At 44.6% G+C, this 23,692-nt stretch carries 23 protein-coding genes, 2 tRNA genes and 1 pseudogene; 9 read left to right on the top strand and 17 right to left on the bottom strand.

Going from position 1 to position 23,692, the window contains the following annotated elements; translation table 11 throughout:
* Nucleotides 1-55 precede the first annotated feature (55 nt).
* The 6 genes from AB5Z12_RS03825 to trpD form a co-directional block, all read right to left on the bottom strand.
* Nucleotides 56-949 (bottom strand): diacylglycerol kinase family protein, encoded by an 894-nt coding sequence (locus tag AB5Z12_RS03825; protein ID WP_118578363.1) that lies wholly within the window; start codon nucleotides 947-949, stop codon nucleotides 56-58.
* Between the two features lie 206 nt (nucleotides 950-1,155).
* Entirely contained in the window at nucleotides 1,156-1,935 is a 780-nt protein-coding gene (gene trpA / locus AB5Z12_RS03820) for a tryptophan synthase subunit alpha (protein ID WP_368356914.1), read from the bottom strand.
* A complete protein-coding gene (trpB, locus tag AB5Z12_RS03815; protein WP_118578365.1) occupies nucleotides 1,928-3,112 on the bottom strand; it encodes a tryptophan synthase subunit beta in 1,185 nt (394 codons plus the stop codon). Before trpB ends, trpA begins: the two co-directional genes overlap by 8 nt.
* Nucleotides 3,113-3,159: 47 nt before the next feature.
* Entirely contained in the window at nucleotides 3,160-3,810 is a 651-nt protein-coding gene (locus tag AB5Z12_RS03810; RefSeq protein ID WP_148463248.1) for a phosphoribosylanthranilate isomerase, read from the bottom strand.
* 112 nt (nucleotides 3,811-3,922) lie between these two features.
* The gene (trpC, locus tag AB5Z12_RS03805; protein WP_148463249.1) at nucleotides 3,923-4,720 is read right to left on the bottom strand and encodes an indole-3-glycerol phosphate synthase TrpC; all 798 of its coding nucleotides are present in this window, start codon (nucleotides 4,718-4,720) and stop codon (nucleotides 3,923-3,925) included.
* 140 nt (nucleotides 4,721-4,860) lie between these two features.
* Entirely contained in the window at nucleotides 4,861-5,874 is a 1,014-nt protein-coding gene (gene trpD, locus AB5Z12_RS03800; protein ID WP_148463250.1) for an anthranilate phosphoribosyltransferase, read from the bottom strand.
* A gap of 64 nt (nucleotides 5,875-5,938) precedes the next feature.
* Between trpD and AB5Z12_RS03795 the strand changes: the two are divergent.
* Nucleotides 5,939-5,998: pseudogene (locus AB5Z12_RS03795) on the top strand (hypothetical protein); the annotation flags it as partial.
* Between the two features lie 5 nt (nucleotides 5,999-6,003).
* On the opposite strand, the gene AB5Z12_RS03790 reads toward AB5Z12_RS03795, so the two are convergent.
* The 4 genes from AB5Z12_RS03790 to rhaD form a co-directional block, all read right to left on the bottom strand.
* Nucleotides 6,004-6,573, bottom strand: a complete 570-nt coding sequence (locus AB5Z12_RS03790; RefSeq protein ID WP_148461624.1) for an aminodeoxychorismate/anthranilate synthase component II — start codon at nucleotides 6,571-6,573, stop codon at nucleotides 6,004-6,006.
* Entirely contained in the window at nucleotides 6,570-8,096 is a 1,527-nt protein-coding gene (gene trpE / locus AB5Z12_RS03785; RefSeq protein ID WP_368356915.1) for an anthranilate synthase component I, read from the bottom strand. The genes AB5Z12_RS03790 and trpE overlap by 4 nt, the downstream gene beginning before the upstream one ends.
* Before the next feature lie 275 nt (nucleotides 8,097-8,371).
* Nucleotides 8,372-8,521 carry a hypothetical protein gene (locus AB5Z12_RS03780; protein WP_368368558.1) on the bottom strand — a complete coding sequence of 50 codons (150 nt, stop codon included), beginning with the start codon at nucleotides 8,519-8,521 and terminating at the stop codon, nucleotides 8,372-8,374.
* Nucleotides 8,522-8,718: 197 nt separating this feature from the next.
* Nucleotides 8,719-9,552: a rhamnulose-1-phosphate aldolase gene (gene rhaD, locus AB5Z12_RS03775; RefSeq protein WP_118578371.1), complete on the bottom strand. Its 834-nt coding sequence runs from the start codon at nucleotides 9,550-9,552 to the stop codon at nucleotides 8,719-8,721.
* Nucleotides 9,553-9,997: 445 nt separating this feature from the next.
* Between rhaD and AB5Z12_RS03770 the strand changes: the two genes are divergently transcribed.
* From AB5Z12_RS03770 to AB5Z12_RS03755, 4 genes are all read left to right on the top strand, one after another.
* Nucleotides 9,998-10,070, top strand: a tRNA-Val gene (locus AB5Z12_RS03770).
* Nucleotides 10,071-10,088: 18 nt separating this feature from the next.
* Nucleotides 10,089-10,162: transfer RNA gene (locus tag AB5Z12_RS03765), tRNA-Met, on the top strand.
* A gap of 143 nt (nucleotides 10,163-10,305) precedes the next feature.
* Nucleotides 10,306-10,998, top strand: a complete 693-nt coding sequence (locus AB5Z12_RS03760; protein ID WP_148461626.1) for a hypothetical protein — start codon at nucleotides 10,306-10,308, stop codon at nucleotides 10,996-10,998.
* A gap of 52 nt (nucleotides 10,999-11,050) precedes the next feature.
* Nucleotides 11,051-12,598: a hypothetical protein gene (locus AB5Z12_RS03755; protein WP_148461627.1), complete on the top strand. Its 1,548-nt coding sequence runs from the start codon at nucleotides 11,051-11,053 to the stop codon at nucleotides 12,596-12,598.
* 82 nt (nucleotides 12,599-12,680) lie between these two features.
* On the opposite strand, the gene AB5Z12_RS03750 is transcribed toward AB5Z12_RS03755, so the two are convergent.
* From AB5Z12_RS03750 to AB5Z12_RS03740, 3 genes are all read right to left on the bottom strand, one after another.
* A complete protein-coding gene (locus tag AB5Z12_RS03750; protein WP_148461628.1) occupies nucleotides 12,681-13,829 on the bottom strand; it encodes a DUF4179 domain-containing protein in 1,149 nt (382 codons plus the stop codon).
* A complete protein-coding gene (locus AB5Z12_RS03745) occupies nucleotides 13,822-14,331 on the bottom strand; it encodes a sigma-70 family RNA polymerase sigma factor (RefSeq protein ID WP_148461629.1) in 510 nt (169 codons plus the stop codon). The genes AB5Z12_RS03750 and AB5Z12_RS03745 overlap by 8 nt, the downstream gene beginning before the upstream one ends.
* 268 nt (nucleotides 14,332-14,599) lie before the next feature.
* Nucleotides 14,600-18,397, bottom strand: a complete 3,798-nt coding sequence (locus tag AB5Z12_RS03740) for a phosphoribosylformylglycinamidine synthase (RefSeq protein WP_148461630.1) — start codon at nucleotides 18,395-18,397, stop codon at nucleotides 14,600-14,602.
* Nucleotides 18,398-18,809: 412 nt separating this feature from the next.
* Here AB5Z12_RS03740 and AB5Z12_RS03735 point away from each other — a divergent pair, with 412 nt between their 5' ends.
* Together AB5Z12_RS03735 and AB5Z12_RS03730 are read left to right on the top strand one after the other, a co-directional pair.
* Nucleotides 18,810-19,721: a LysR family transcriptional regulator gene (locus AB5Z12_RS03735; protein WP_148461631.1), complete on the top strand. Its 912-nt coding sequence runs from the start codon at nucleotides 18,810-18,812 to the stop codon at nucleotides 19,719-19,721.
* Nucleotides 19,722-19,799: 78 nt separating this feature from the next.
* Nucleotides 19,800-20,888, top strand: coding sequence for a class II aldolase/adducin family protein (locus tag AB5Z12_RS03730; protein WP_148461632.1), 1,089 nt, complete (start codon nucleotides 19,800-19,802; stop codon nucleotides 20,886-20,888).
* A gap of 115 nt (nucleotides 20,889-21,003) precedes the next feature.
* Here AB5Z12_RS03730 and AB5Z12_RS03725 read toward each other — a convergent pair whose 3' ends face one another.
* The 3 genes from AB5Z12_RS03725 to AB5Z12_RS03715 form a co-directional block, all read right to left on the bottom strand.
* On the bottom strand, nucleotides 21,004-21,834 hold the full coding sequence (locus AB5Z12_RS03725) for an Mrp/NBP35 family ATP-binding protein (protein WP_148461633.1): 831 nt from the start codon (nucleotides 21,832-21,834) through the stop codon (nucleotides 21,004-21,006).
* Between the two features lie 25 nt (nucleotides 21,835-21,859).
* Nucleotides 21,860-22,189 (bottom strand): metal-sensing transcriptional repressor, encoded by a 330-nt coding sequence (locus AB5Z12_RS03720; RefSeq protein ID WP_118581323.1) that lies wholly within the window; start codon nucleotides 22,187-22,189, stop codon nucleotides 21,860-21,862.
* A gap of 161 nt (nucleotides 22,190-22,350) precedes the next feature.
* The gene (locus tag AB5Z12_RS03715) at nucleotides 22,351-22,515 is read right to left on the bottom strand and encodes a DUF6783 domain-containing protein (RefSeq protein ID WP_308768419.1); all 165 of its coding nucleotides are present in this window, start codon (nucleotides 22,513-22,515) and stop codon (nucleotides 22,351-22,353) included.
* On the opposite strand from AB5Z12_RS03715, the gene AB5Z12_RS03710 reads away from it, so the two are divergent.
* Nucleotides 22,447-22,599, top strand: a complete 153-nt coding sequence (locus AB5Z12_RS03710) for a DUF6783 domain-containing protein (protein ID WP_368368562.1) — start codon at nucleotides 22,447-22,449, stop codon at nucleotides 22,597-22,599. The genes AB5Z12_RS03715 and AB5Z12_RS03710 overlap by 69 nt on opposite strands.
* Nucleotides 22,600-22,607: 8 nt before the next feature.
* Here the strand turns inward: AB5Z12_RS03710 and AB5Z12_RS03705 are convergent, their stop codons facing one another.
* The gene (locus AB5Z12_RS03705; protein WP_118581326.1) at nucleotides 22,608-22,835 is read right to left on the bottom strand and encodes a hypothetical protein; all 228 of its coding nucleotides are present in this window, start codon (nucleotides 22,833-22,835) and stop codon (nucleotides 22,608-22,610) included.
* Nucleotides 22,836-23,075: 240 nt separating this feature from the next.
* On the opposite strand from AB5Z12_RS03705, the gene AB5Z12_RS03700 reads away from it, so the two are divergent.
* Nucleotides 23,076-23,648, top strand: coding sequence for a xanthine phosphoribosyltransferase (locus tag AB5Z12_RS03700; RefSeq protein WP_118581157.1), 573 nt, complete (start codon nucleotides 23,076-23,078; stop codon nucleotides 23,646-23,648).
* Nucleotides 23,649-23,692: the final 44 nt, after the last annotated feature.

Genomic DNA, 23,692 nt, shown 5'->3' with positions numbered 1-23,692 from the left:
AAGGCAAAAAACGCGCAAAAATTCTCTCTGGTGATACCAGCCGGTCTCACCCTGTTTACTTGTCGCTCTTCAGGCAAAGGTTCAGCGCCTGCTGCAGGTTCTCAATCTCTACCAGCCTTGGACTTCCGCCGTACTCACCATCCAGTGTCCATGCTACTTCTTCCTCTGCTTCAACTGTAAGCTTCCGTGCCTTGAAAGAATAGATCAGGTCAGAATTGTCCTCCATGTTGAGAAGATTCCGGACAATCTCCTGCATTTCCAGCGGGTTCTTAGGCTGTACGATCAAAGTGACCTCAAAAAGGCCATCATTCATATCCACATCCTTGGTCAGGTTCTTAAATCCGCCCACAGATCTGGAATTGGTGACCATGCCGTAGATAAAATTATCTTCGATCACACCATTCTCTGTTGTCACTTTCATATGGTAAGCCTTGATATCCAGAAGTCTCTTGGCACCTTCCAGGACATAAGCAAGATGGCCCAGAATGTTCTTCAGATCCTGGCTTGTCTCATAAGACACATCTGTAAAAAGACCAAAAGCAGCTACATAGGCAAAAGTCTGGCTGTTAAATCTGCCTACATCGCATCTGTAAATCTCTTCCTTCATGATCATAGATGCCGCATCCAGCATATTTTTCGGCATAAAAAGGCTGTTGGCAAAGTCATTGGTGCTTCCTGCCGGTATGTATCCGACCGGAACCTTGCTTCCCACCTCGGTAATTCCTGTAACCACTTCATCCAGCGTGCCGTCACCGCCGCTGCAGACGATCAGATCCACCTTGTCTGCATATTTCTTCACCTGTTCATAGGCATCCTTCGGGGCCTGAGTTGCGCGGATGATCACCTCATAACCGCCTTTATTAAAGATATCTACTATATCCATCAGAGATGTCTTGATCTTGCCCTTCCCTGCTTTGGGATTAAAAATAAATACCAGTTTTTTCTCCAACTTCATTCCTCTTTTTCATTACCATTTATTTTACACATAAAATCAATTCACATATGATACTATAAAAAAAAGAGGGCAAAATGTCAACGCTTTTGCCCTCTTTTATAGTCTTTTTAGAATTAAAACAAGCTAAATTTTTTTGGTCTGTTCTGCTTATTTTTGGAAAAACTGAAGCATTTCTTTTCCATTTTTTATATTCTTCCTGCTTAAGCCTCACGCACAGCGTCTTTCATAGACTTTACATAATCCTTTACATATGGGACGCAGTTTTCTCCATGTGCGGCACAAATTTTCACAATGGCGGAGCCTACAATCGCACCGTCGGATTGGGCAGCCATTTTCTTTGCCTGCTCCGGGGTGGAGATGCCGAAGCCCACTGCACATGGAATGTCCTTTGCAGCTTTTACCAGCTTCACCATCGCTCCTATATCGGTGGTGATCTGGGTTCTGGTTCCGGTTACGCCAAGGGAGGAAACGCAGTATACGAAGCCATTTGCCTCTTTTGCAATCCGGGTGATCCGGTCGTGTGATGTGGGTGCGATCAGGGAAATCAGCTCCAGACCATACTGTTTGCAGACCACGTCGAACTCCTCTTTTTCCTCAAAAGGTACATCAGGAAGAATCAGTCCGTCCATTCCAATTTCCGCAGCTTTCTTGATGAAACGCTCTGTTCCATAGGAAAAAACAACGTTTGCGTAGGTCATAAATACCATTGGGATACTGGTTTTTTTACGGATTTTTACCACCATGTCAAAGATCTTGTCTGTGGTTACTCCGCCGCTCAGTGCACGCACATTGGCTTCCTGGATCACAGGACCTTCTGCTGTCGGGTCAGAAAACGGGATTCCAAGCTCGATAAGGTCTGCGCCTGCTTCCTCCATTGCATAGACAAGCTGCTCAGTGATCTCCAGAGATGGATCTCCGCAGGTGATAAATGGGATAAATGCTTTTCCCTTTGCAAATGCTTCTGAAATTCGGTTACTCATGGATATCCTCCCCTCTGTATCTTGCGATTGCTGCACAGTCTTTGTCACCCCTGCCGGAAATGGTAATGACTACGCACTGATCCTTGCCCATCTGCGGCACGATTTTTCTTGCATAGGCAACAGCGTGGGCGCTTTCAATGGCAGGAATGATTCCTTCTGTTTTGGAAAGATATTCAAAGGCTTCTACTGCTTCTTCATCTGTTACAGGTACATACTGGGCACGGCCAGTGTCGTAAAGGTGGGCATGCTCCGGTCCGATTCCCGGATAATCCAGTCCTGCGGAAATAGAGTAAACCGGCGCGATCTGTCCGTACTCGTCCTGGCAGAAATAGGATTTCATTCCATGGAAGATTCCAAGTCTGCCAGTGGCAATGGTGGCTGCGGTCTCTGCAGTGTTTACGCCGCGGCCTGCTGCCTCGCAGCCGATCAGCTGTACATCTTTGTCTTCAATAAAGTGGTAAAAGGTTCCGATGGCATTGGAGCCGCCGCCTACACAGGCAAGGACTGCATCTGGAAGCCTGCCTTCTTTTTCCAGCATCTGTTCTTTGATTTCTTTGGAGATAACTGCCTGGAAATCGCGGACAATGGTTGGGAAAGGGTGAGGACCCATAACGGAGCCCAGTACATAATGGGTATCTGCTATACGGTTGGTCCATTCACGCATGGTCTCGGATACGGCATCTTTCAGGGTGGCAGTTCCGGAGGTTACAGGATGAACTTTTGCTCCAAGGAGACGCATCTTATATACATTTAATGCCTGGCGCTCGGTATCTTCTTTTCCCATGAATACCTCGCATTCCATTCCCATAAGGGCTGCTGCTGTGGCTGTGGCTACACCGTGCTGTCCGGCTCCGGTTTCCGCGATAACACGGGTTTTGCCCATTTTTTTTGCAAGAAGCACCTGACCTAAGACGTTGTTGATCTTGTGGGCGCCGGTGTGGTTTAAGTCTTCTCTTTTTAAATAAACCTTTGCGCCGCCAAGGTCTTCGGTCATGTGAGCTGCGTAGTAGAGACGGGATGGTCTTCCTGCGTATTCATTTAAAAGTTCTGTAAGCTCCCGGTTGAATTCCGGATCGTCTTTATAGTGGTTGTAGGCTTCTTCCAGTTCGATCACCGCGTTCATCAGGGTTTCGGGAATATACTGGCCGCCGTGGATTCCAAATCTTCCGTTTGACATAGTGTTGGTTCCTTTCGTTTCGCTGTTTTGTATATGAATTACTTTTTTCACTCTAAATCTGCTTCTCGCTCTTTTCTATATGCTTCCAGTGTATTAATCTGCTTCAGCATACGGGCAATCTGCTGTATTTTCGCCCGGTCTTTTCTTCCATCGGTTTCCAGGCTGCTGCTCAGGTCTACAGCCCATGGGTGTAAGGTTCCGATGGCGCTGCGGAGGTTTTCGGGACCGATTCCTCCGGCAAGGAAGAATGGGCGGCGGACTGGGGGAACCAGGGTCCAGTCGAAAGGTTCGCCGGTTCCTCCTGCGCCATGGTCTAAGAGGATGTAGTCGGCAGGGCTTCGAAGGGCCCGCTGTACATCTTCGGGTGTTTTTATGGAAAAGGCCTTGATTACAGGCTTTCCGGTCATATTCTGGATTTTTTCGATATAGTCTTCGTCTTCATCCCCGTGAAGCTGGGCTGCCCATAGGGTGCCATCTCTTAATAAGGAAATGGGGAGTTCCGGGGCAGCGTTTACGAATACACCTACGGGAAGGATTTCCTTGTCCAGTCCCTTAACCAGGACTTTGACCCGTTCTGCCGTAAGGCTTCGTCTTCTTCCTGGAACTTCAATTATGAATCCCGCAAAATCCGGTTTTGCTCCATTTACGGCTTCAATATCCTCTTTGCAGGTCAGACCGCAAATTTTTAATTTTGCCATACTGTTTCATTCCTTTTCTTTAATTTTTTATTTTCCAACTATTTTATCAGCACATTGTACATCTTAGATTGCCAGAGCGTGCCTGGAATATCACTTATCACCATGGATCAGCTCAGACAATCCCTGCATTTAATGCCCCAAGTGCCGCTTTTTTGTCAGGGCTGCGCATTAAGGTCTCCCCGATCAGGACTGCATCTACTTGGTTTTCATATAATATACGGATATCCTCCGCTGTCTTAATACCACTTTCGGAAACAAACACCGTATCAGCCGGTGCCATGTTCCGCAGTCTGATACTGTTTCCCATATCAACGGTAAAATCATGGAGATTCCGGTTGTTCACTCCCACGATTTTTGCTCCAAGATTCAAAGCACGGTCCACTTCCCACTGATCATGAGCTTCTACCAGAGCATCCAGTCCCAGCTCCTGTGCCAGTTCCCCAAAGGCTTTTAACTGGCTGTTATCAAGAATCGCACAAATCAGAAGTACAGCGGAAGCCCCAAATGCTTTTGCCTGGTAGAGCATGTACTCATCTACTGTAAAATCCTTTCGAAGCACCGGAATATTCACTGCCTGGGAAATTTCCTGCAAATACCTGTCTGCGCCCTGGAAATAAAAGGGCTCTGTGAGGCAGGAGATTGCAGAAGCACCGGCCTGCTCATATTCCTTTGCAATGTCCAGATAAGGAAAATCTGGTGCGATCAATCCTTTTGAAGGAGATGCTTTTTTTACTTCACAGATGTAAGACATTCCCGGCTTTTTTAATGCCTCCAGAAAAGAGATTTTTTCCTCGGCATGTTTCGCCAGATCGGAATTCTGCTGTGAGATAAGTTCCCTTAATGGGAATTTAAATTTTTCCTCCGCAATACGCTCTTTTGTGCGCGCTGCTATCTCGTTTAAAATACTCATTCTATCTCCTGTAAAACTCTCTGTGATGTCATTCTCTCTTGTCGTCATCTTTATCCAAATGAGTTATATTGTTATTTTTCAGTGCTATTTTGTTTTGTGATGTGATTATTGTTATTTTTGTTATTATTTGTGTTTATTTTTCACTCCTGATTACTCTTTTGTATAAATTCTTCCAGTTTCTTCAGTGCAGCCCCGCTGTCGATCAGCTGCTCTGCCATCTTCACACCTGCTTCAATGGAAGCTGCTTTGCCTGCAATATAAAGTGCGGCACCAGCATTCAGGCAAACTGCATGACGTTTCGCACCTGTCTCTTTGCCTTCCAGAATTGCTTTTGTGATTTCGGCGTTCTCCTGCGGGGTTCCTCCCTGAAGCTCCTCTTTTGTGCAGCGCTCATAACCAAACTGCTCCGGAGTGAGTACATAGGATGTAAATTTGCCATCTTTGATCTCGCATACAGAAGTCGGTGCACTCATGGAAATTTCATCCAGACTGTCCTGTCCGAAGACAACCATTCCTCTTGTTACTCCAAGATTTGCCATGACCTGCGCAAGAGGCTCAACAAGGGCTTCATCATAAACACCCATCAGCTCCATATTGGCGCCAGCCGGGTTGCTTAACGGTCCAAGAATATTAAATACAGTACGGATTCCCAGCTCTTTACGGATTGGAGCCACATACTTCATTGCAATGTGATAGTTCTGTGCAAACAGGAAGCAGATTCCGATTTTTTCCAGAAGTTCCTGGCTTTTTTCCGGTGGAATTGTGATCTTAACGCCCAGAGCTTCCAGCACATCTGCAGCTCCGGATTTTGAAGACGCAGCGCGGTTTCCATGCTTTGCTACCGGTACGCCTCCTGCTGCGATCACAAGGGAGGCAGTGGTGGAAATGTTAAAGGAATTGGAGCCGTCTCCACCAGTCCCTACGATTTCCAGTACATCCATGTCATGAAGCAGCTTGATGCAGTGTGCTCTCATGCCTGCCGCGGAAGCGGTAATCTCATCAATAGTTTCCCCTTTCAACGCCAGAGCAGTCAAATAGGCTGACATTTGTACCGGAGTAGCTTTTCCGCTCATAATCTCGTCCATTACCTCTTCTGCTTCCAGATAGGTTAAGTTCTGTTTCTTCGATAATTTGATAATACTTTCTCTGATCATTTTTTCTGCTCCTCTCTGATGTTGTCCTTTATAAATTGTCAAATCTGACTTGCGCTTCTAGAGCGTGTTTGAAAAATCATTCCCGCAATCTCCCACAAATTGTGACGCACATCTTGCAGAAAGCCTTTTTCAAACACGCTCTAGAAAATTCTCAATCATCTTCCTTCCATCGGGAGTCATAACAGACTCCGGATGAAACTGCACACCGTAAACCGGATATTCCTTATGCTCCACTGCCATGATTTCTCCATCTTCTGCTCTGGCTGTCACAACCAGCTCTTCGGGAAGAGTCTCTTCTATTGCTGCCAGGGAATGATATCTTGCTGCCGGGAACTTTTTCGGGAGTCCTTTAAACAGGACATTGGGACCGCACTGGATCATCTCATCTCTTTTCCCATGCTTCAGTTCTTTTGCATAGGAAACCACTCCGCCAAAGGCTTCGCAGATGCTCTGATGTCCCAGACACACACCCAGAATTGGGATTTTTCCAGCGAACTCTTTGATCACCGGAATACAGATGCCTGCCTCCTCCGGTCTTCCAGGGCCCGGGGAAAGAACAATTGCTTCCGGTACCAACTTCTCTATTTCTCCCAGGGAAATTTCGTCATTTCGAACCACCTGAATATCCGGATTAACGGACCCGATCAGCTGATACAGGTTATAGGAAAAGCTGTCGTAATTATCAATCAGTAAAATCATTCTAATCCCTCCTCTGCCTGGCTGATGGCCCTTACCACCGCTCTTGCCTTATTCTGGCACTCTTCAAATTCTTTTTCCGGTACGCTGTCTGCCACGATTCCGGCTCCCGACCGGATACAGATTTCATCTTTTTTCTTATATACCAGACGGATTGCAATGCACACATCCAGATTTCCTGTGAAATCCACATATCCGATTGCACCGCCGTAAATGCCTCTCTTGCTTTGTTCCAGTTCCTGAATGATCTGGCAGGCACGGAATTTCGGTGCCCCAGAAAGGGTTCCTGCAGGTAAGATGGCATCCACTGCGTCTATGGCATCTTTGCCCTTTTTGATAGTTCCTGTTACTGTGGAACCCAGGTGCATGACACAGGAATAACGTTCCACAGTCAGGTATTTTTCCACTTTTACGCTGCCAAGCTCACTGATTTTTCCAATATCGTTTCTTCCCAGATCTACAAGCATGTTGTGCTCGGCAAGCTCTTTTTCATCCTGAAGAAGATCAGCTTCCAGTGCTTTGTCCTCTTCCGGTGTTTTTCCTCGCGGCCTTGTTCCTGCCAGTGGGAAAGTGCTTAACTTGCCGTGATCTAATTTCACCAGTGTCTCCGGGGATGCACCTGCGATTTCAATGTCATCACTGGAAAAATAGAACATGTAGGGGGATGGGTTGGTGGCTCTCAGAACACGGTAAGTATCAAACAGGCTGCCCTCTGCTTTTGCCCTCATGGGGTTTGACAAAACCACCTGGAAAATATCGCCCTCGTGGATATAATGCTTCGCTGTTTCCACCATCTGGCAATATTTTTCTTTAGGGAACTGAGGTTTGATTTCAGATTTAAGCCTGATCGGAGGGAAGATTTTTTTCTCCCCTTTTTTGATCAGCGCTGTCATTTCTTCCAGTTTTTTACAGGCCTGTTTATAGGACTTTTCCAGATCCTCTGTCATCACACCTGTGATGAGAAGAACCTTCTGGCGGTAGTGATCGAATGCGATCACATCATTAAACAGCATCAGATCCAGATCCCGGAAATCCTGCTGTTCCTTATCTTTTAGCTCCAGCTTCGGCTCACTGTATTTGATGTAGTCGTAGGAGAAGTAACCTACCAGACCGCCGGTAAATGTGGGCATATCGTCCATAACCGGACTTTTGTACTGACTGATGATTTCACGGATAGCATCGCCTGGATGGGCAACCTGTCGAACCTCTTCTGTACTGCTTTCTGTACTGCTTTCTGCAGCATTGCCGCTTCTACCAAAAGTTTCCGTCTTACTGGTTTTTCGAATCCGCAGGATTCCGTCTGTACAGGTGATTTCCATGGAAGGGTCATATCCCAGAAAAGAATACCTGCCCCACGCTTCGCTCTGGCTGGCACTTTCCAGCAGATAGCAGTGATGACTTGCCTTTTGCAGAATCCGCATCATCTCTACTGGTGTGTAGCTGTCTGCGTATAACTCTTTGCAGATTGGAATTCTTTTGTAATCTCCTGCTGCCATTTCCCTGATTTTTTCAAACGTTGGATACATAGAACACCTCCCGATTTATTACCTGAACAGTGCACGCGCCGCATCCTCGCAGAGCGTTTTTAGGTGTAACAGGAACATCACGGAGTAATTTTCTAGTACACAAAAAACCCGTCCAGGACAGAATTTCCATATCTGTCAAGGACGGGTCTGAATATTCACCCGCGGTGCCACCTTGCTTCACGATAAAATCGTGCTCTTAACGGAATACCATCATATTCCTGACAACTGACGTATGTCCTACGTCGCATAATACTTGGCTTCTGCAGAATCTACTTTCATGCTTCAATCAGATATGTTTGCATTTCTTCTGCAATTCTCTGCATTTGTTCTGCACACATTCTGCCTTTCCATGCGCCCTCAGCGGCCCATTTAACAAACTGCCTTACCGCCCGGCTCTCAGCCTCCCGGACTCTCTGTGGGTGCACGATTGTTTTTATTCCCGCTTCATCGGTTTAGTTCGTTGAATTGAATTTTTATTTAAAATAGCATACAGGCAATGAATTGTCAAGCAATTTTTCCACATTTTATAAACAGTTATTAAAATTGATTTCCTCTAACGTAAAAAATCTGCCTGTGAATTTTCTCATCACAGACAGATCTCACATTCATTATATTAATTTACTTATTGCTCTTTTTCATAAAGAAATTCTTCCGGTAAAGTAACATGAAAGTCTTTGGCTACTGCGCGGAAATCATCAGGAGTAATGGTCTGAAGCTTACGCGGTGCCATGGACATTACCTTCACCAGAATTTCCGCGGACTTCTCTACTGTATGGAGAAGGCCAAAGGTCAAGTCAAAGTCCTCACCGGAGCAGAACATTCCGTGATGTGCCCAGATGACAACGTCATATTTCTTCATCAACTCCGCTGTTTTTACTGCAATTTCTCTTCCGCCTGGTACCATCCAGCCTACAACGCCTACGCCATCCGGGAAAACAACCGGGCATTCTGTTGCAGACTCCCACAGCTCTCTTGTAAATACCTTGTCGTCCAGTGGAAGGACAAAGGTTAATGCGATGGTGTTGGTTGTATGTGCGTGATAAATAACACGATGTCTGCCGTTTGTAAGCTTCTTTTTTACCTCATGATTCATAAGGTGGGTTGGAAGCTCGCTGGTTGGGCGGCCGCCTTCTACCAGTCCCCAGCGGATCCTGTAATTAACACCCTTGTCATCCAGTTCAATGATTGCAAGACAGGCTTCCGGGTCAACTGCTATGTTTCTGAAATATTTGCCACTTCCGGTTACCAGGAAAAACTCTCCTGCAAGTCCCGGCACCTCTGTGCCGATAGGCTGCCACTCGCCTGGTGCATTCAGACGGGGACGGATCATTTCTACTTCTTCTGCTTTCAGACGATAGCTTAAGTTTCCACCGTTTCTCTCATGCCAGCCCTGCTGGAAACCATCGTCCGCCATTTTGATAAAGCCCTTCATAAATTTGGAATCTAAAATCTTCATACCATCTTCTCCTCTTTTATTTTTCGTATCGCCAACTGACGTTTCCTAATAGGAAAAACAATTGTCAGCTGATCGCAATTATGGTCTCAGGGCGTGTTTGTGAGCCCTTTCTTATGAGACCATACGAATACGCTGCGTCCGTTCTTTTTCTTCTTACAGGTATCCGGTATGCTTTTGTTTGCTCTTCTTGTTTACAGACTCAGTATAACACCAATTCTCATTTTGGAAAGAACCTTACTTGCCAAATTGTTTTCCGCTTTTTGCAAATAAGGACCCAAAATAAAAATTTCTGTTTCTAGAGCCTTTTTTTCCAATAAAATAGTAAAAAAATATAATTCTAAATTTTTTGAAAAAAAGTAAAAAAAGTTGTTGACAATTTGCGACAGTTGATAGTATAATAGCAAAGCGAGCTGCGGGAGAGAAATAAATTTCACAGTTTGTATATGGGGTCTTAGCTCAGCTGGGAGAGCATCTGCCTTACAAGCAGAGGGTCACAGGTTCGAGCCCTGTAGGCCCCATACTTATGAAATGAATATGGCGAGATAGCTCAGTTGGCTAGAGCACGCGGTTCATACCCGCGGTGTCGAGGGTTCGAATCCCCCTCTCGCTATTATAGATGTTGCAGATTGCAGCATCTATTTTTTTGTCCATCAGTAAATCGGACATTCCAGGTCTGCTTCGCTACTTGCTCATGAACGCCATAAAACCTGGCACGCAATTTTTCCAGTTAATAATTTTTAAAGGAGTAACTGCATGAATATTGCCCCATCTATCCGTAAACTTCTTGATAATGAAACTACCATCCACGAAGCTCAGATTCGCGCTTTGTTCCAGACTCTTGACCGCAAATTTGGTCTTCGGGGGGCTTCTGTACCTATCCGCTTTGGTTACGATGAAGCTGTACTTGGCTCTTATACCCCGGCTTCTGCCCACGAAAAAGAAAGCTTCTATTTTTCCCTTCTGTTTATTGGTTATGCCGTAAAGAAGCCTCTTTCCAAAGAGGATCGCCTGGATCTTTATAAGCACGAATACGCCCATTATATGCAATACAATATGAAAATCCCGGCGCAGTATAACTGGCAGGCAGGAAAGCATGGGAGCGCCTGGAAATACTGCTGTTCTCTTGTGGGCGCCGCGCCTACTCCTTATTACAGAATCGGAGAAAGCCTTCTGAAGCACAATTATGACAAAGCTCTGAAAAACCCTATCCATGACAAGACAGTTCCCATCCGGGACACCTACCGCCGTGAACAGGCCTACAAAAGCGCCAAACATAGCGAAATAAAATTCCAGGTAAACGATGTGGTAACTTATCCCAAATTTGGGGAAGGTACTGTAGAGGAAATCGTACAGCTGTCCAATTCCGTCAGACTGCATATCCGGTTTGCAGATGATGAGGTAAAAAAGATTGACCAGAAATGGCTGCTGCGGTCTGGTCATAAATAGTTATATTTTTACAAAACTCAATAAACTTATCATATAAAAGGAGTAAAAAGCCATGAAAAAAAATCATCATCTACACCGGCAGATTCACCTCTGCCTCATCATTTTACTGCTTCTGTTTTGCAGTTCAAGCCAGGTATTTGCCGCAGCAAGGGTAAATGTGAAAAATACCAGGATTAAATTATCAGCCACAAAGCTTACTTATAATAAAAAGGTACAGCGTCCAAAAGTAAGAGTAACTTATAAAGGAAAAGTCTTGAAGGAAAAGAAAAACTATATTGTAAAGTACTCTAAAGGCTGCAAAAAAGTAGGAACTTACACGGTTCAGATTATTGGAAAAGGCACTTATACCGGCACTGCTAAAAAACAGTTTGTTATTTTACCGCCGAAAGCCCAGATAATGAATATCTATGCAAAAACAGCAACTGCAACTGTAGTAGTAAAAAGACAAACCTCCCAGACCAGTGGTTACCAGCTGCGCTATGCCACTAATTCAAAACTAAAAAATGCAAAAACTATAACAGTCAAAGGTAACAAAAACAACACAATTTGTCTCAATGGCCTCCGTGCCGGGACTACATATTATATGCAAACCCGCACTTACATGACTGTTAAAGGAAAAAAATACTATTCCAAATGGTCTTCTACAGGCCATTGCACAACAAACAGAGAGACAAACAGTACCCACCAAAGTGCAACCCCTACACCTACACCAACGCCTACATCCACACCGGTTCCTACACCCACACCGATTCCCAAAGCTGATCTGCCTGCACACGATAAAGAAGGAACTGCACCAGCTAAATATACATATGAAATTTATGGTCTGGACAAACAGAAGGCAGATATTTACACCGATTGTCCCAAACCTTTTTTTATAAAGACAGACAATCCGGATCCGAACTCTTTTTCCTGTATTTTTAATGGAAATGACTCTCGGACCAGCGCATACAGAAGTGGTTCATCTCGTTTCTTTGATGATATTCCTTTAGAAAACAATGACTCAGAAACTACTTCATTAGAGAAAGTAAAAGGCGGTTATATCAAATACGTGCATTTTTCCGAAGCAGGAACCTACACTGTAGAATTCAGGGAATATTCATTATCAGGTTATACGGTTGCAAATACAGTGACATTAAATGTTCTGGATTATGAACAGGCAAAAAACGCATGGATGATTGACATTATTAACAAAACTACAACTACCGATATGACTCCTTTTGAAAAGATGGACGCTATAAGTGCCTACCTCAGAGAACCAGGCCGCTTTAAATATTTAACCAGATATAACGATCATACAGTCTCTCTGGCAGCAGATCCCAATGCTCCATTTTTTGTAACTTACCGTTGGGACTCTAGCACATCACCGGCAATTCTCGGTGAGTTCGCTGAATTAGTCGGTGGATTTGATGATATTCATTATTGCTTTGGTGATTATCCGGTTGGCTCTCCATCATGGTCCATATGGCATTATGTGGTAAAGCTTACTATAGGAAATGAGACGCGAAACTACGCCGTTTGCCCAATGGCTTCAACCGGCAACGTTGAAGAAATCAAAATGATTGATTTTTCCGATCTGAGTAATATGCGAAAGTTCGGATAATCTTAATTTAACAAATCAAAAAAGTCCCCATCCCACTGTTTTAATTGCAAAAAACAGTGAATGGGGACTTTTTTCGATTATTCTATTTTTTAAGCTTCATTTTTACCGGCTCATACGTGGTATTCGTTTCATAGTCATATCCCCGTATTCCGATTTCGTCGGCAAGGTCCGTTTTCTGATAGCTTCTCTGGAAGGTGGCTTCTTTTCCAGACTCTGCCACCTCTGAACCACCGCCAAGGTCGGAAAGCTGCCACAGATTTCCATTCAGATCCATTACATCAAGGGAAATACTGTCGCACTCTTCTAAGAAGATGCAATGGATTGTGACGTAATCGCCCACTTCTGTTTCTTCTATATCTGCGGACAGGATCTTTACTTTTCCATCTGCAGTTATCCCTTCACCATCCACAGGCACATAGGTCATACTTTTCCCCTGGCTCTTATCTTCCAGCTGAAAAGTAATGTTTGTACGCATCACATCATCAACGCACTTAGCATCAGGAAGCGTGGCAGTTCCGATGCAGGAAACGGTAAGATTCTTACTCTCATTTGTCTTTACCGCGGAAGAATAGAAATCTACTACATCATCTTCCAGATTTCGATAATTTCCCACTGCTGTTTCAATGCCCAGATCTGAATCAAAATCAAAGCTGGCTCCGACCTTTACGATGGTCAGTCCTTTTTCTGCGGCATATTCTTCTATTGTCTTATCACTTTCAATTCCAAGATTTCTTACAGGATCCTCATTCAAGGCATCTTGTCCTGCCAGAAGATACTTGCCTCTTTCTTTCGCTGTAACTTCCACCACCACCTGGACACTGTTTTTATCACAAAGGGCTTCCTTCACGGTGTAAGTAAGAATGGAATCTCCATCTTCCTGCTGCACCGGATCTTTTTCAATCAGCTCCTTGGCTTCTTCCGGCATCTTATTTCCAACTTCCTGAAAAAAACTGGAAATGCCTATATACTTCTCTGCAGCAAAAACAGTGGCACCAAATACCATCACTGCCGCAAATGTCAAGATCAAACTGCGCTTCCAGTTTTTCCGTGTACCAATTTTTCCCATTCTGTCAGTGCCATTTATTACTTTTCCCGTTTTTTCTTCTTTCTGATACCCTCTATCGGACTCTGCCGAATTCTCTATCATTTCCAATGTCTCATCTACACGCCTGAGCACACATTCCGGCACTTCTGTTTCTTCTGAAAAAACATCAAACAATTTATCATCCATGAATATATCCTCCTTCATACTCTGCACGAAGCTGTTTTCTGGCTCTGGAGAGCCTTGTAAGCACTGTATTCTGGCTGATTTCCAGAAGAGCGGCAATTTCCTTTACACTAAGGGATTTGCTGTAATACAAAAGCATCACCACCTGGTACTTCTCTTCCAGGGATGCCAGGATTTCCTTCCACTCACAGTCTACATAGCCAGGTTCCTCGAAGATTCCCTCTTCCATTTCCATCGTAGGAAAAACGCGGCCTTTGTGCCGAAGCATTTCATTGCAGTTATTGATCAGGATCCGAATCATCCAGGTTTTGAAGTAAGAATCCTTTTTTAAAGTGGAAAGCTTCTCATAACACTTTAAAATCGTTTCCTGTATGGCATCTGCCACATCTTCGTCATTCTTCAGATAGGCCCAGGCTACTTTGTACATGCTCTGGGTATTCATCCGGATGAGCTGTGCAAATGCACCGGAATCTCCGGCTTTTGCCTTTTTCACCAAATTTTCCATAAGGGTTTTCGCTCCTTTTTTTGTGTTCTGCAGTACACGAAATATATTGCTGTATTTCCTTTTACATACATTAGATGGAAAAGGCAGGGAGAATATTTCATCGAATATAATTTTTCGCCCATGATGAGTGAATACTAAGCATAAAAACAAGAATATTAGATATGTGTAATATTTTACACGGTCGGAGATTTTTAATAAATATAGAAAAAGCTGGCATTTGCAATTTATTCACTCACAAATGCCAGCTCACATACTCTTATTTACTTATTTATTTGAAGTACTCAACACCGGACTCAAAGATCTGAATATCCTGCTGTCCATAGATGTTGATTGCAACGCCATTGTCGCGGCGCTCGCTGTGTGCCATCTTACCAAGGACACGTCCATCCGGGCTTGTGATACCCTCAATGTTATAGGTAGATCCGTTGATATTGGATTCTTCGGACTGATCCAGCTCTCCGTTTGGATTTACATACTGGGTAGCTACCTGACCGTTTGCAAGGAGCTTAGCAAGCCATTCATCGTTTGCTACGAAGCGTCCCTCACCGTGGGAAGCCGGATTGCAGTATACACCGCCAAGTGTGGCTTTCTGCAGCCATGGAGACTTGTTGCTTACAACCTTTGTGTAAACCATCTTGGAAATATGACGTCCGATGGTGTTATAGGTCAGTGTAGGAGAATCCTCTTTCTGTCCGCAGATCTCACCGTATGGAACAAGTCCCAGCTTGATCAGCGCCTGGAATCCGTTACAGATACCAAGTGCAAGACCATCTCTCTCATTTAACAGCTTCATAACTGCCTCTTTGATCTTTGCATTCTGGAAGGCAGTTGCAAAGAATTTCGCAGAACCGTCTGGCTCATCACCAGCGGAGAAACCGCCTGGGAACATGATCATCTGTGCCTGGTCAATGGATTTCTCAAAGATTTCCACAGAATCACGGATATCCTCTGCACTTAAGTTCTTAAATACTTTAACATCAACCTCAGCCCCAGCTCTCTCAAAAGCACGGGTGCTGTCGTATTCGCAGTTGGTTCCCGGGAATACAGGAATGAATACACGTGGTTTTGCTACTTTATGCTTGCAAACATAAATGTTCTTAGTATTGTAAACACCATTCTCATAGGTTGCTTCTGGATCTGCTGTCTTTACAGCCATGGCAACTGGTCCGTCGTTTTCTTCGCCGGAGGTTGTCTTGAATACTTTCTCCAGAGTGCCTGTCCATGCCTTGTAAGCCTCATCCAGAGTGATCTCAGCGTTTCCGTAGGAGAATTTACCATCAGCTGTTACTTCACCGATTACGGTGTATGTAATAGAAAGCTGACCAACCTTTTCAGCCGGAACTTCCAGAACCAGATCGCCGAAGCCTGGTGCAAAGAAGTCTCTTGGATCCAGATTATGCTCGATCTTCACGCCCATTGCATTTCCAAATGCCATCTTGCTGACTGCTGCCGCAATACCGTGACGGTCAAGTGCATATGCAGAAACTACTTTTCCAGCCTGCATGTCATTGTGTAATTTCTCGTACTGATCCATAATTGCTGCATAGTCCGGTAAATCGTACTGATCTTTCGGAGCGCGAAGCCATACCAGCTTGTTTCCAGCCTTTTTCAGCTCTGGTGTGATCACATCCTGAAGCTTGGCAACATCCACAGCGAAGGATACCAGTGTTGGCGGAACATCAATGTCATTAAAGGTTCCGGACATACTGTCCTTACCACCGATAGACGGAAGACCGAATCCCATCTGTGCTGCATAAGCACCAAGAAGTGCTGCAAATGGCTGGCTCCATCTCTTTGGATCCTCTGTCATACGACGGAAGTATTCCTGGAAGGTGAAACGGATCTTCTTATAATCACCACCTGCTGCCACGATTCTTGCAACAGATTCTGTCACTGCATAAGCAGCTCCGTGATATGGGCTCCAGGAGGATAAGTATGGATCAAAGCCATAGCTCATCATGGTTACCGTATTGGTGGTTCCATTCTGTACCGGTACCTTGGCAACCATTGCCTGAGTCTCTGTAAGCTGGTTTTTACCGCCATAAGGCATGAGAACGCTTCCTGCACCAATGGAGCTGTCAAACATCTCTACAAGGCCCTTCTGGGAGCATACATTTAAGTCTGCCAGTGTGGAAAGCCATTTTTCTCTTACATCCGCTACGTCCGGACGCTCTTCAAAAAGGTTGCCCTCTTTATTCGGGATTTCAACTTCTACGGTTGTCTCCTGATGTGCACCGTTGGTATCAAGGAATGCACGGGAAATATTTACAACCTCTTTTCCTCTCCAGGAAAGCACCAGTCTTGGCTCTTTTGTTACAACTGCAACCGGAACTGCCTCCAGGTTCTCTTCGTTTGCAAAACCAAGGAATTTCTCTACGTCTTCCGGAGCAACAACAACTGCCATACGCTCCTGGGACTCGGAAATTGCAATCTCAGTACCGTCAAGACCTGCATATTTCTTCGGAACTTTGTCAAGGTCGATCTGAAGACCAGGTGCCAGCTCTCCGATTGCTACGGATACACCGCCTGCACCGAAGTCGTTACATTTCTTAATGATATAGCTGACTTCCTCACGACGGAACATACGCTGGATCTTACGCTCTGTAGGTGCATTTCCTTTCTGTACCTCAGCGCCGCAGACCTCGATAGAAGCCTCTGTATGTACTTTGGAGGAACCGGTAGCACCACCGATACCGTCACGTCCGGTACGTCCGCCAAGAAGGATGATGATATCTCCCGGATCAGAGTTCTCACGGATAACTGCACGTCTTGGAGCAGCACCCATAACTGCACCGATTTCCATACGTTTTGCAACGTAATTCGGATGATAGATTTCTTTTACATAGCCGGTAGCAAGACCGATCTGGTTACCGTAGGAGCTGTAGCCGTGAGCTGCACCACGAACCAGTTTCTTCTGCGGAAGCTTGCCTTTCAGAGTCTCTTTTACGGAAACAGTAGGATCTGCTGCTCCTGTTACACGCATTGCCTGATATACATAAGTACGTCCGGAAAGCGGGTCACGGATTGCACCGCCAAGGCAGGTAGCTGCGCCACCAAATGGCTCAATCTCAGTAGGATGGTTGTGTGTCTCATTCTTGAAGTTGATCAGCCATTCCTCTTCTTTTCCATTTACATCAACCGGCACTACAATACTGCAGGCATTGATCTCGTCGGACTCCTCCTGATCCTGAAGCTTGCCTTCGGATTTCAGTTTCTTCATAGCCATAAGAGCAAGATCCATCAGGCAGACGAATTTGTCGTCTCGTCCCTTATAAAGGACTTCTCTGTCGGAAAGATATCTGTTATAGGTATCAACGATAGGAGTTTTATAATCACCCTCATCAAATTTCACCTGTGTAAGCTCAGTGGAGAATGTGGTATGACGGCAATGGTCAGACCAGTAAGTATCCAGAACACGGATCTCGGTCATGGACGGATCACGTTTCTCCTCGTTCTTGAAATAGTTCTGGATATGAAGGAAATCCTTGAATGTCATAGCAAGGTTCAGGGAGCTGTAAAGCTCCCTCAATGGTGCTTCATCCATATCGCGGAAGCCATCGAAAATCTTAACATCTTCCGGGTCCTTGAACTCTGTAACCAGTGTCTCCGGCTTCTGAAGGCCTGTCTCACGGGAATCTACAGGGTTAATGCAGTGATTCTTGATTGCCTCGAATTCTTCCTCTGTAATGTCACCTTCGATCACATAGGTAGTGGCAGAGCGGATGATCGGCTGTGCATTTTCATCCAGGAACTGCACGCACTGAACAGCGGAATCTGCTCTCTGGTCAAACTGACCAGGAAGGAATTCTACGGAAAAAACATGTGCGCCATCTGCTGCCTCGAATTTCTCCAGATAAAGATCATCTACCGGCGGCTCGGCAAATACGGTATGGCATGCTTTCTCAAATACATCATCGGAAATATTCTCTACGTCATAGCGGATCAGTTCCCGCACGTTTGTTACAGTCTGAATGCCCAGATAAGAGCTGATCTCATGCTTCAGTTCTTTGGCTTTTACGGCAAAGGATGGTTTCTTTTCTACGTATACTCGTCTTACGTTACTCATTGGAAAACTCCTTTCGTGAATGTGAAATCATAGTGTGGTGTGCTTTTTCATTTTGAAAAAATATGGATGACTGCGCAAAACTGCAGCCATTCTTGCACATTTTCGTTTATTATAGTATCATAGGTTTTGTCATAAGTAAAATTAATATATCTTATATTTTTTATTACTATTACTTCTATATGTAAATAAACATGGCTCATCAGTCATGGCAGAGTTTGAGTTACTGTTCACTGACAATATTCCGCGAGGTTTTTTTTGTGAACAAAGTTCACAGAAAACCCGAGAATTAAGTTTGCGCAGCAAACGCTACTTCTTGTGCTTGTCACAAGAAGGTTCGTCTTTCTGTGCATCGCGAAGCGTGTTACTGGTCACGGAGTGGACAGTAACGAGTTTGATTTTGGAGGATTTATATATGGATATCAATCTTGAATTATACAAATGCTTTTACTACGTTGCCACCACCTTAAGCTTCTCTGAAGCCTCCCGCCAGCTGTTCATTTCCCAGTCTGCAGTAAGCCAGGGAATCAAGACTCTGGAAAAAAAGCTGGGACGGGAACTGTTTTTCCGAAGCACCAAGAAGGTTTCCCTTACCCCAGAGGGAGAAATACTTTTCCAACATGTTAAACCAGCCCTGGAAATGCTTTCCCAGGGAGAGGCACAGCTTCTTGAGGAAGACAGACTTCAGGGGCAGCTTCGGATAGGGGCAAGCGATACCATCTGCCGGTACTTTCTGATTGACTACCTGAAGCGCTTTCATCAGGATTATCCTGGAGTGCGGATCAAGGTCACAAACAGCACCTCCATGGGCTGCGTGGAGCTTCTGGAAAACCGTCAGGTGGATCTGATCGTAAGCAATCTTCCCAATTCCCGGCTTACCGCACACACAAAAGTACAGGTGGTAAAAGAATTTCGGGATATTTTTGTTGCCAATCCGGACTTCTTTCCACTTGAAGGAAAAGCCCTGGAAATAAAGAAGCTGATGGAATATCCTCTTCTCACCCTTTCGTCCAAAAGCACAACAAGTGAATATCTTCATCAGTTTTTTGCATCCCACAGACAGAATCTGATTCCGGAGGTTGAGCTTAACAGCAATGATCTGCTTATTGATCTGGCACGCATTGGTCTTGGAATTGCCTGTGTTCCGGATTACATGCTGGCTTCTTTACGGGGACAGGAAACCTCTCTGATAGAGGTCAGCCTGAAGCAGCAGCTTCCGCCCAGACAATTGGCCCTTGTATATCACGAAAGCCTTCCCTTATCCCAGGCTGCCCAGAAGTTTTTTGACTATTTTTCATCAAAAAGCACAAAAACTACTTCTTTTTAGCATATTTTGATAGCTAAATATTACCATATCATGTACAATGTAGATGTATGAAAAAAACAATGGGAGGTATTAAATTTTATGGATCTTTCAACTTTGGTAAAAATGTCAAACACTTACGGAAGCAATCCTGCTTACGTTCTTGCAGGCGGTGGAAATACTTCTGTCAAAGATGAAACCACACTGTATGTAAAGGGTTCCGGTACACAGCTTGCCACCATTAAGGCAGAGGAATTCGTTGAGATGAGCCGCGCCCGTCTCAATGAGATCATGAAAACAGAGTATCCGGGAAATGACACAGAGCGTGAAGCTGCCTATCTTGCAGATGTAATGGCGGCAGTAACAGATGCAGATAAGACCAAGCGTCCAAGCGTGGAAGCATTACTCCACAATTTATTTGCATATACCTATGTACTGCATGTTCATCCTACTCTTGTAAACGGTCTGACCTGCGGCAATGGCGCAAAGGCACTTTCCGAGCAGCTTCTTGGAAAAGAGGTTCTCTGGATCGACATCTGTAAACCAGGATACACTCTTGCACGTATCTGTTATGAGAAAATGAACGCTTATAAAGAAGAATTTGGAAAAGATGTTCAGGTTCTTCTGCTTCAGAATCACGGTATTTTCGTAGCTGCAAATACCGTAGAAGAGATTGGTGTTTTATTTGATGGCGTGATCTCCACCCTTGAAAAACAGGTAAAACGAACAGCTGACGTCAGCGATGCTGTTACCCCGGAAAAAGAGGCTGCTGCACAGAAGCTTTCCCAGCTGCTCGGACATGCTGTAGAGGTTGTACCGGCTGCTGAAGTAGATAATTTTGTAAAAAATAAAGAAGCTGCCGCACCGCTTCTGAAGCCTTTCACTCCTGATCACATTGTATATTGCGGTCCATATCCGTTATTTATTGAAAACATTGATCAGGCAAAAGAAGCACTGGATGCGTTTATGACTGAAAATGATAAAAAGCCAAGACTGATCCTGGTTCAGGGCGTTGGTGCATTTATTATGGAAGATGACAAGGGGAAAGCTGCCAAGGCCCAGCTTCTGGCTAAGGATGCCATCAAGCTTGCAGTCTATGCAGAAAGCTTCGGCGGTCCGCTTCAGATGACAGATGAGATCACTTATTTCATTACCCATTGGGAAGCAGAAGCTTACCGCAGTAAGAAATAAAGAAAAGAAAAAGATTCTGGTAAAAACAGGATGTTACAATCTTGTTTTTACACAGAATCTTTTTTGCAAATTATATGCCACAATTTGTGTGATTTTCTATAGTGTTCTCAGCCTCTTACTGTGGCATAACCCCATCTGCTGCTTCGATATACGGATTATCGATCTCATCAAAGGCGCCCTCGTCAACCTTGGCTGCATAGGCCGGGTCGATTGGCATTTTGCCAAGAACCGGAACATTCAGGGATGCGGCGATCTCGTCAATGTGACTTTCGCCGAATACTTTCAGCTCTTTGCCGCAGTTTGGACATTTCACATAGCTGTAGTTCTCTACAAGACCCAGAACCGGCATCTTCATCATTCCAGCCATATTGTATGCCTTCTTCACGATCATGCTTACAAGATCCTGTGGAGAGGTTACGATCACGATTCCCTGGATCGGAAGGGACTGGAATACAGTCAGCGGAACGTCGCCTGTTCCTGGTGGCATATCTACGAACAGGTAATCTACATCACCCCAGATAACATCTGTCCAGAACTGTTTTACCATGTTGCCAAGAATCGGTCCCCGCCAGATTACCGGAGTGTCCTCAGTTGGAAGAAGCAGGTTAATGGACATAACCTTGATTCCGTTTTTGGTCTCCATAGGGAAAATACCGCTGTCGTTTGCCTGGGCAGCACCTTTCAGGCCGTACATTTTCGGAATGGATGGTCCGGTAATGTCTGCGTCAAGGATTCCTACTTTATAGCCTTTCTTTGCCATTCTGTTTGCAAGAGATGCTGTCACGAAGGATTTTCCAACGCCGCCTTTACCACTTACAATACCGATTACATGCTTTACATTTGACATTGCATTCATTGCTGCCTGCATGCTCTGCGGATTTTTCTTGCTGGCACAGCCTTCACAGCTTGATTTGTCGCAAGTCTTGCTGTCACATTCTTTTGCCATTTTTATCTATCTCCTTTTTCCTTATTTATTTCATAAACCTGTCAATTGCACGTTCCAGTTCCTTGATGGCGTCCTTGTCTCCATGCTCTACCGCATCCACAATACAGTGTTCAATGTGATCCTGTAAAATAATCTTGCCTGTATTATTAATAGCAGATTTCACTGCGGAAAGCTGGATCAGCACTTCGCTGCAGTCCCGGCCGTCTTCCACCATACGTTTGATGGATTCCAGGTGCCCGATTGCACGGGAAAGCCGGTTCAGTACAGCCTTGGTCTGTGCATGACTGTGGTGATGTCCGTGTTCTCCATGGGAATGCATGACAGTGGTGCCATCTTCCAGAACATGGGTATGCATATGCTCTTCCTCGCCTTCATGCAGGTGGTTCTCTAACTGTTCTTCTATCATGTCATCCTCCTGTTTTTCCAACCATTTCGCATATCCAACAGTGTTCTGTGGATGGTTTCTGACTGGTGTAATTCTTTTGAAGCACGTCCGTTTATTATAACATACTTCCCTTAAATATGCACTATTTCTGATGATTGTATTAAAAAATATGCCTTAGAGCCTGTTTGAAAAATCATTCCCGCAATCTGCACGCCCCACTTTGCGGTATATTTTGTCTGAATTCGGTTGCCGTAGCCCGCTACGGCACCCTCATCCGGACAAAATCTCCCACAAATTGTGACGCACATCTTGCGGAAAGCCTTTTTCAAACATGCTCTAAGGTCGTTGTTGTAAGCAGTAGCTTAAAATCCGCTTCGTGACCTGCAGCTTATATTTCCGTAAAGGAACATCTCTGTTTGATCTGGGAGGTCTGGATGTCAAATATGATGGTGCCATCTTCCAGAACCGTCTTCTCATAGGTTACTTCTTTTCCCTTAAATTTATTCTTCACATATTCCTCAGGATCTTCAATTTCCACCTCGTCCACAAATACATCCCTCATCTGGTTCCTTGGACATTTATTGAAAATTTCCCAGATTACTTCATACTCTTTCATATTCTCACCTGCTCTTTTTTGTAAAACTATCTGCTCCTTTGTCATCTCCCGCATTTGCGTTACTGTTTCCCCGGCTGACTGCAGATGTTTTTCACAATAAAGCTAATCCTTTTTCCATAAATTAATTTCATTATAGATATTTTGTACTTTTTTGTCAAAAATAATTGAACTTCTTCAGAGAATGTCGTATCATAGAAATACTAAAATCGAAACGACATGAAGCGAAAAGGAGATATAGCCATGCAGCTTTTAAAAGAACGTATTCTGAAAGATGGCGTTGTGAAACCAGGCAATATATTAAAGGTAGACAGTTTCCTGAACCACCAGATGGACATTGACCTGATCAATGAGATTGGTAAGGAGTTTAAGGCGCGTTTCTCAGACTGCCCCATCACCAAGATCCTCACTATTGAAGCTTCCGGTATTGGCATTGCCTGTATTGCAGCACAGTATTTTCATGTTCCTGTAGTATTTGCCAAGAAATCCCAGAGTGTAAACCTGGACGGCGAGATGTACTGCACCAAGATTGAATCATTTACCCATAAGAAAGTTTATGATGTTATTATTTCCAAGAAGTTCCTTAGTCCAGAGGATCACGTACTTCTTATTGATGATTTCCTTGCAAATGGCTGTGCTCTTCTCGGACTGATCGATATTGTAAAGAAATCCGGAGCTACTCTTGAAGGTGCCGGAATCGTAATTGAGAAGGGCTTCCAGCACGGCGGACAGCAGATCCGCGATATGGGTGTCCGTCTGGAATCTCTGGCTATCATTGATTCCATGACAGATGATTCCCTGACCTTCCGCGATTAATTTTTAAGAGCAAAAATACCAGTAATCACCAAACGATTACTGGT

Source organism: Ruminococcus sp. RTP21358st1_G6_RTP21358_211008 (assembly GCF_040908885.1).
GTDB classification, from domain to species: Bacteria; Bacillota; Clostridia; order Lachnospirales; family Lachnospiraceae; genus Blautia_A; species Blautia_A faecis.
This window is presented reverse-complemented; position numbering and strand designations above follow the sequence as displayed.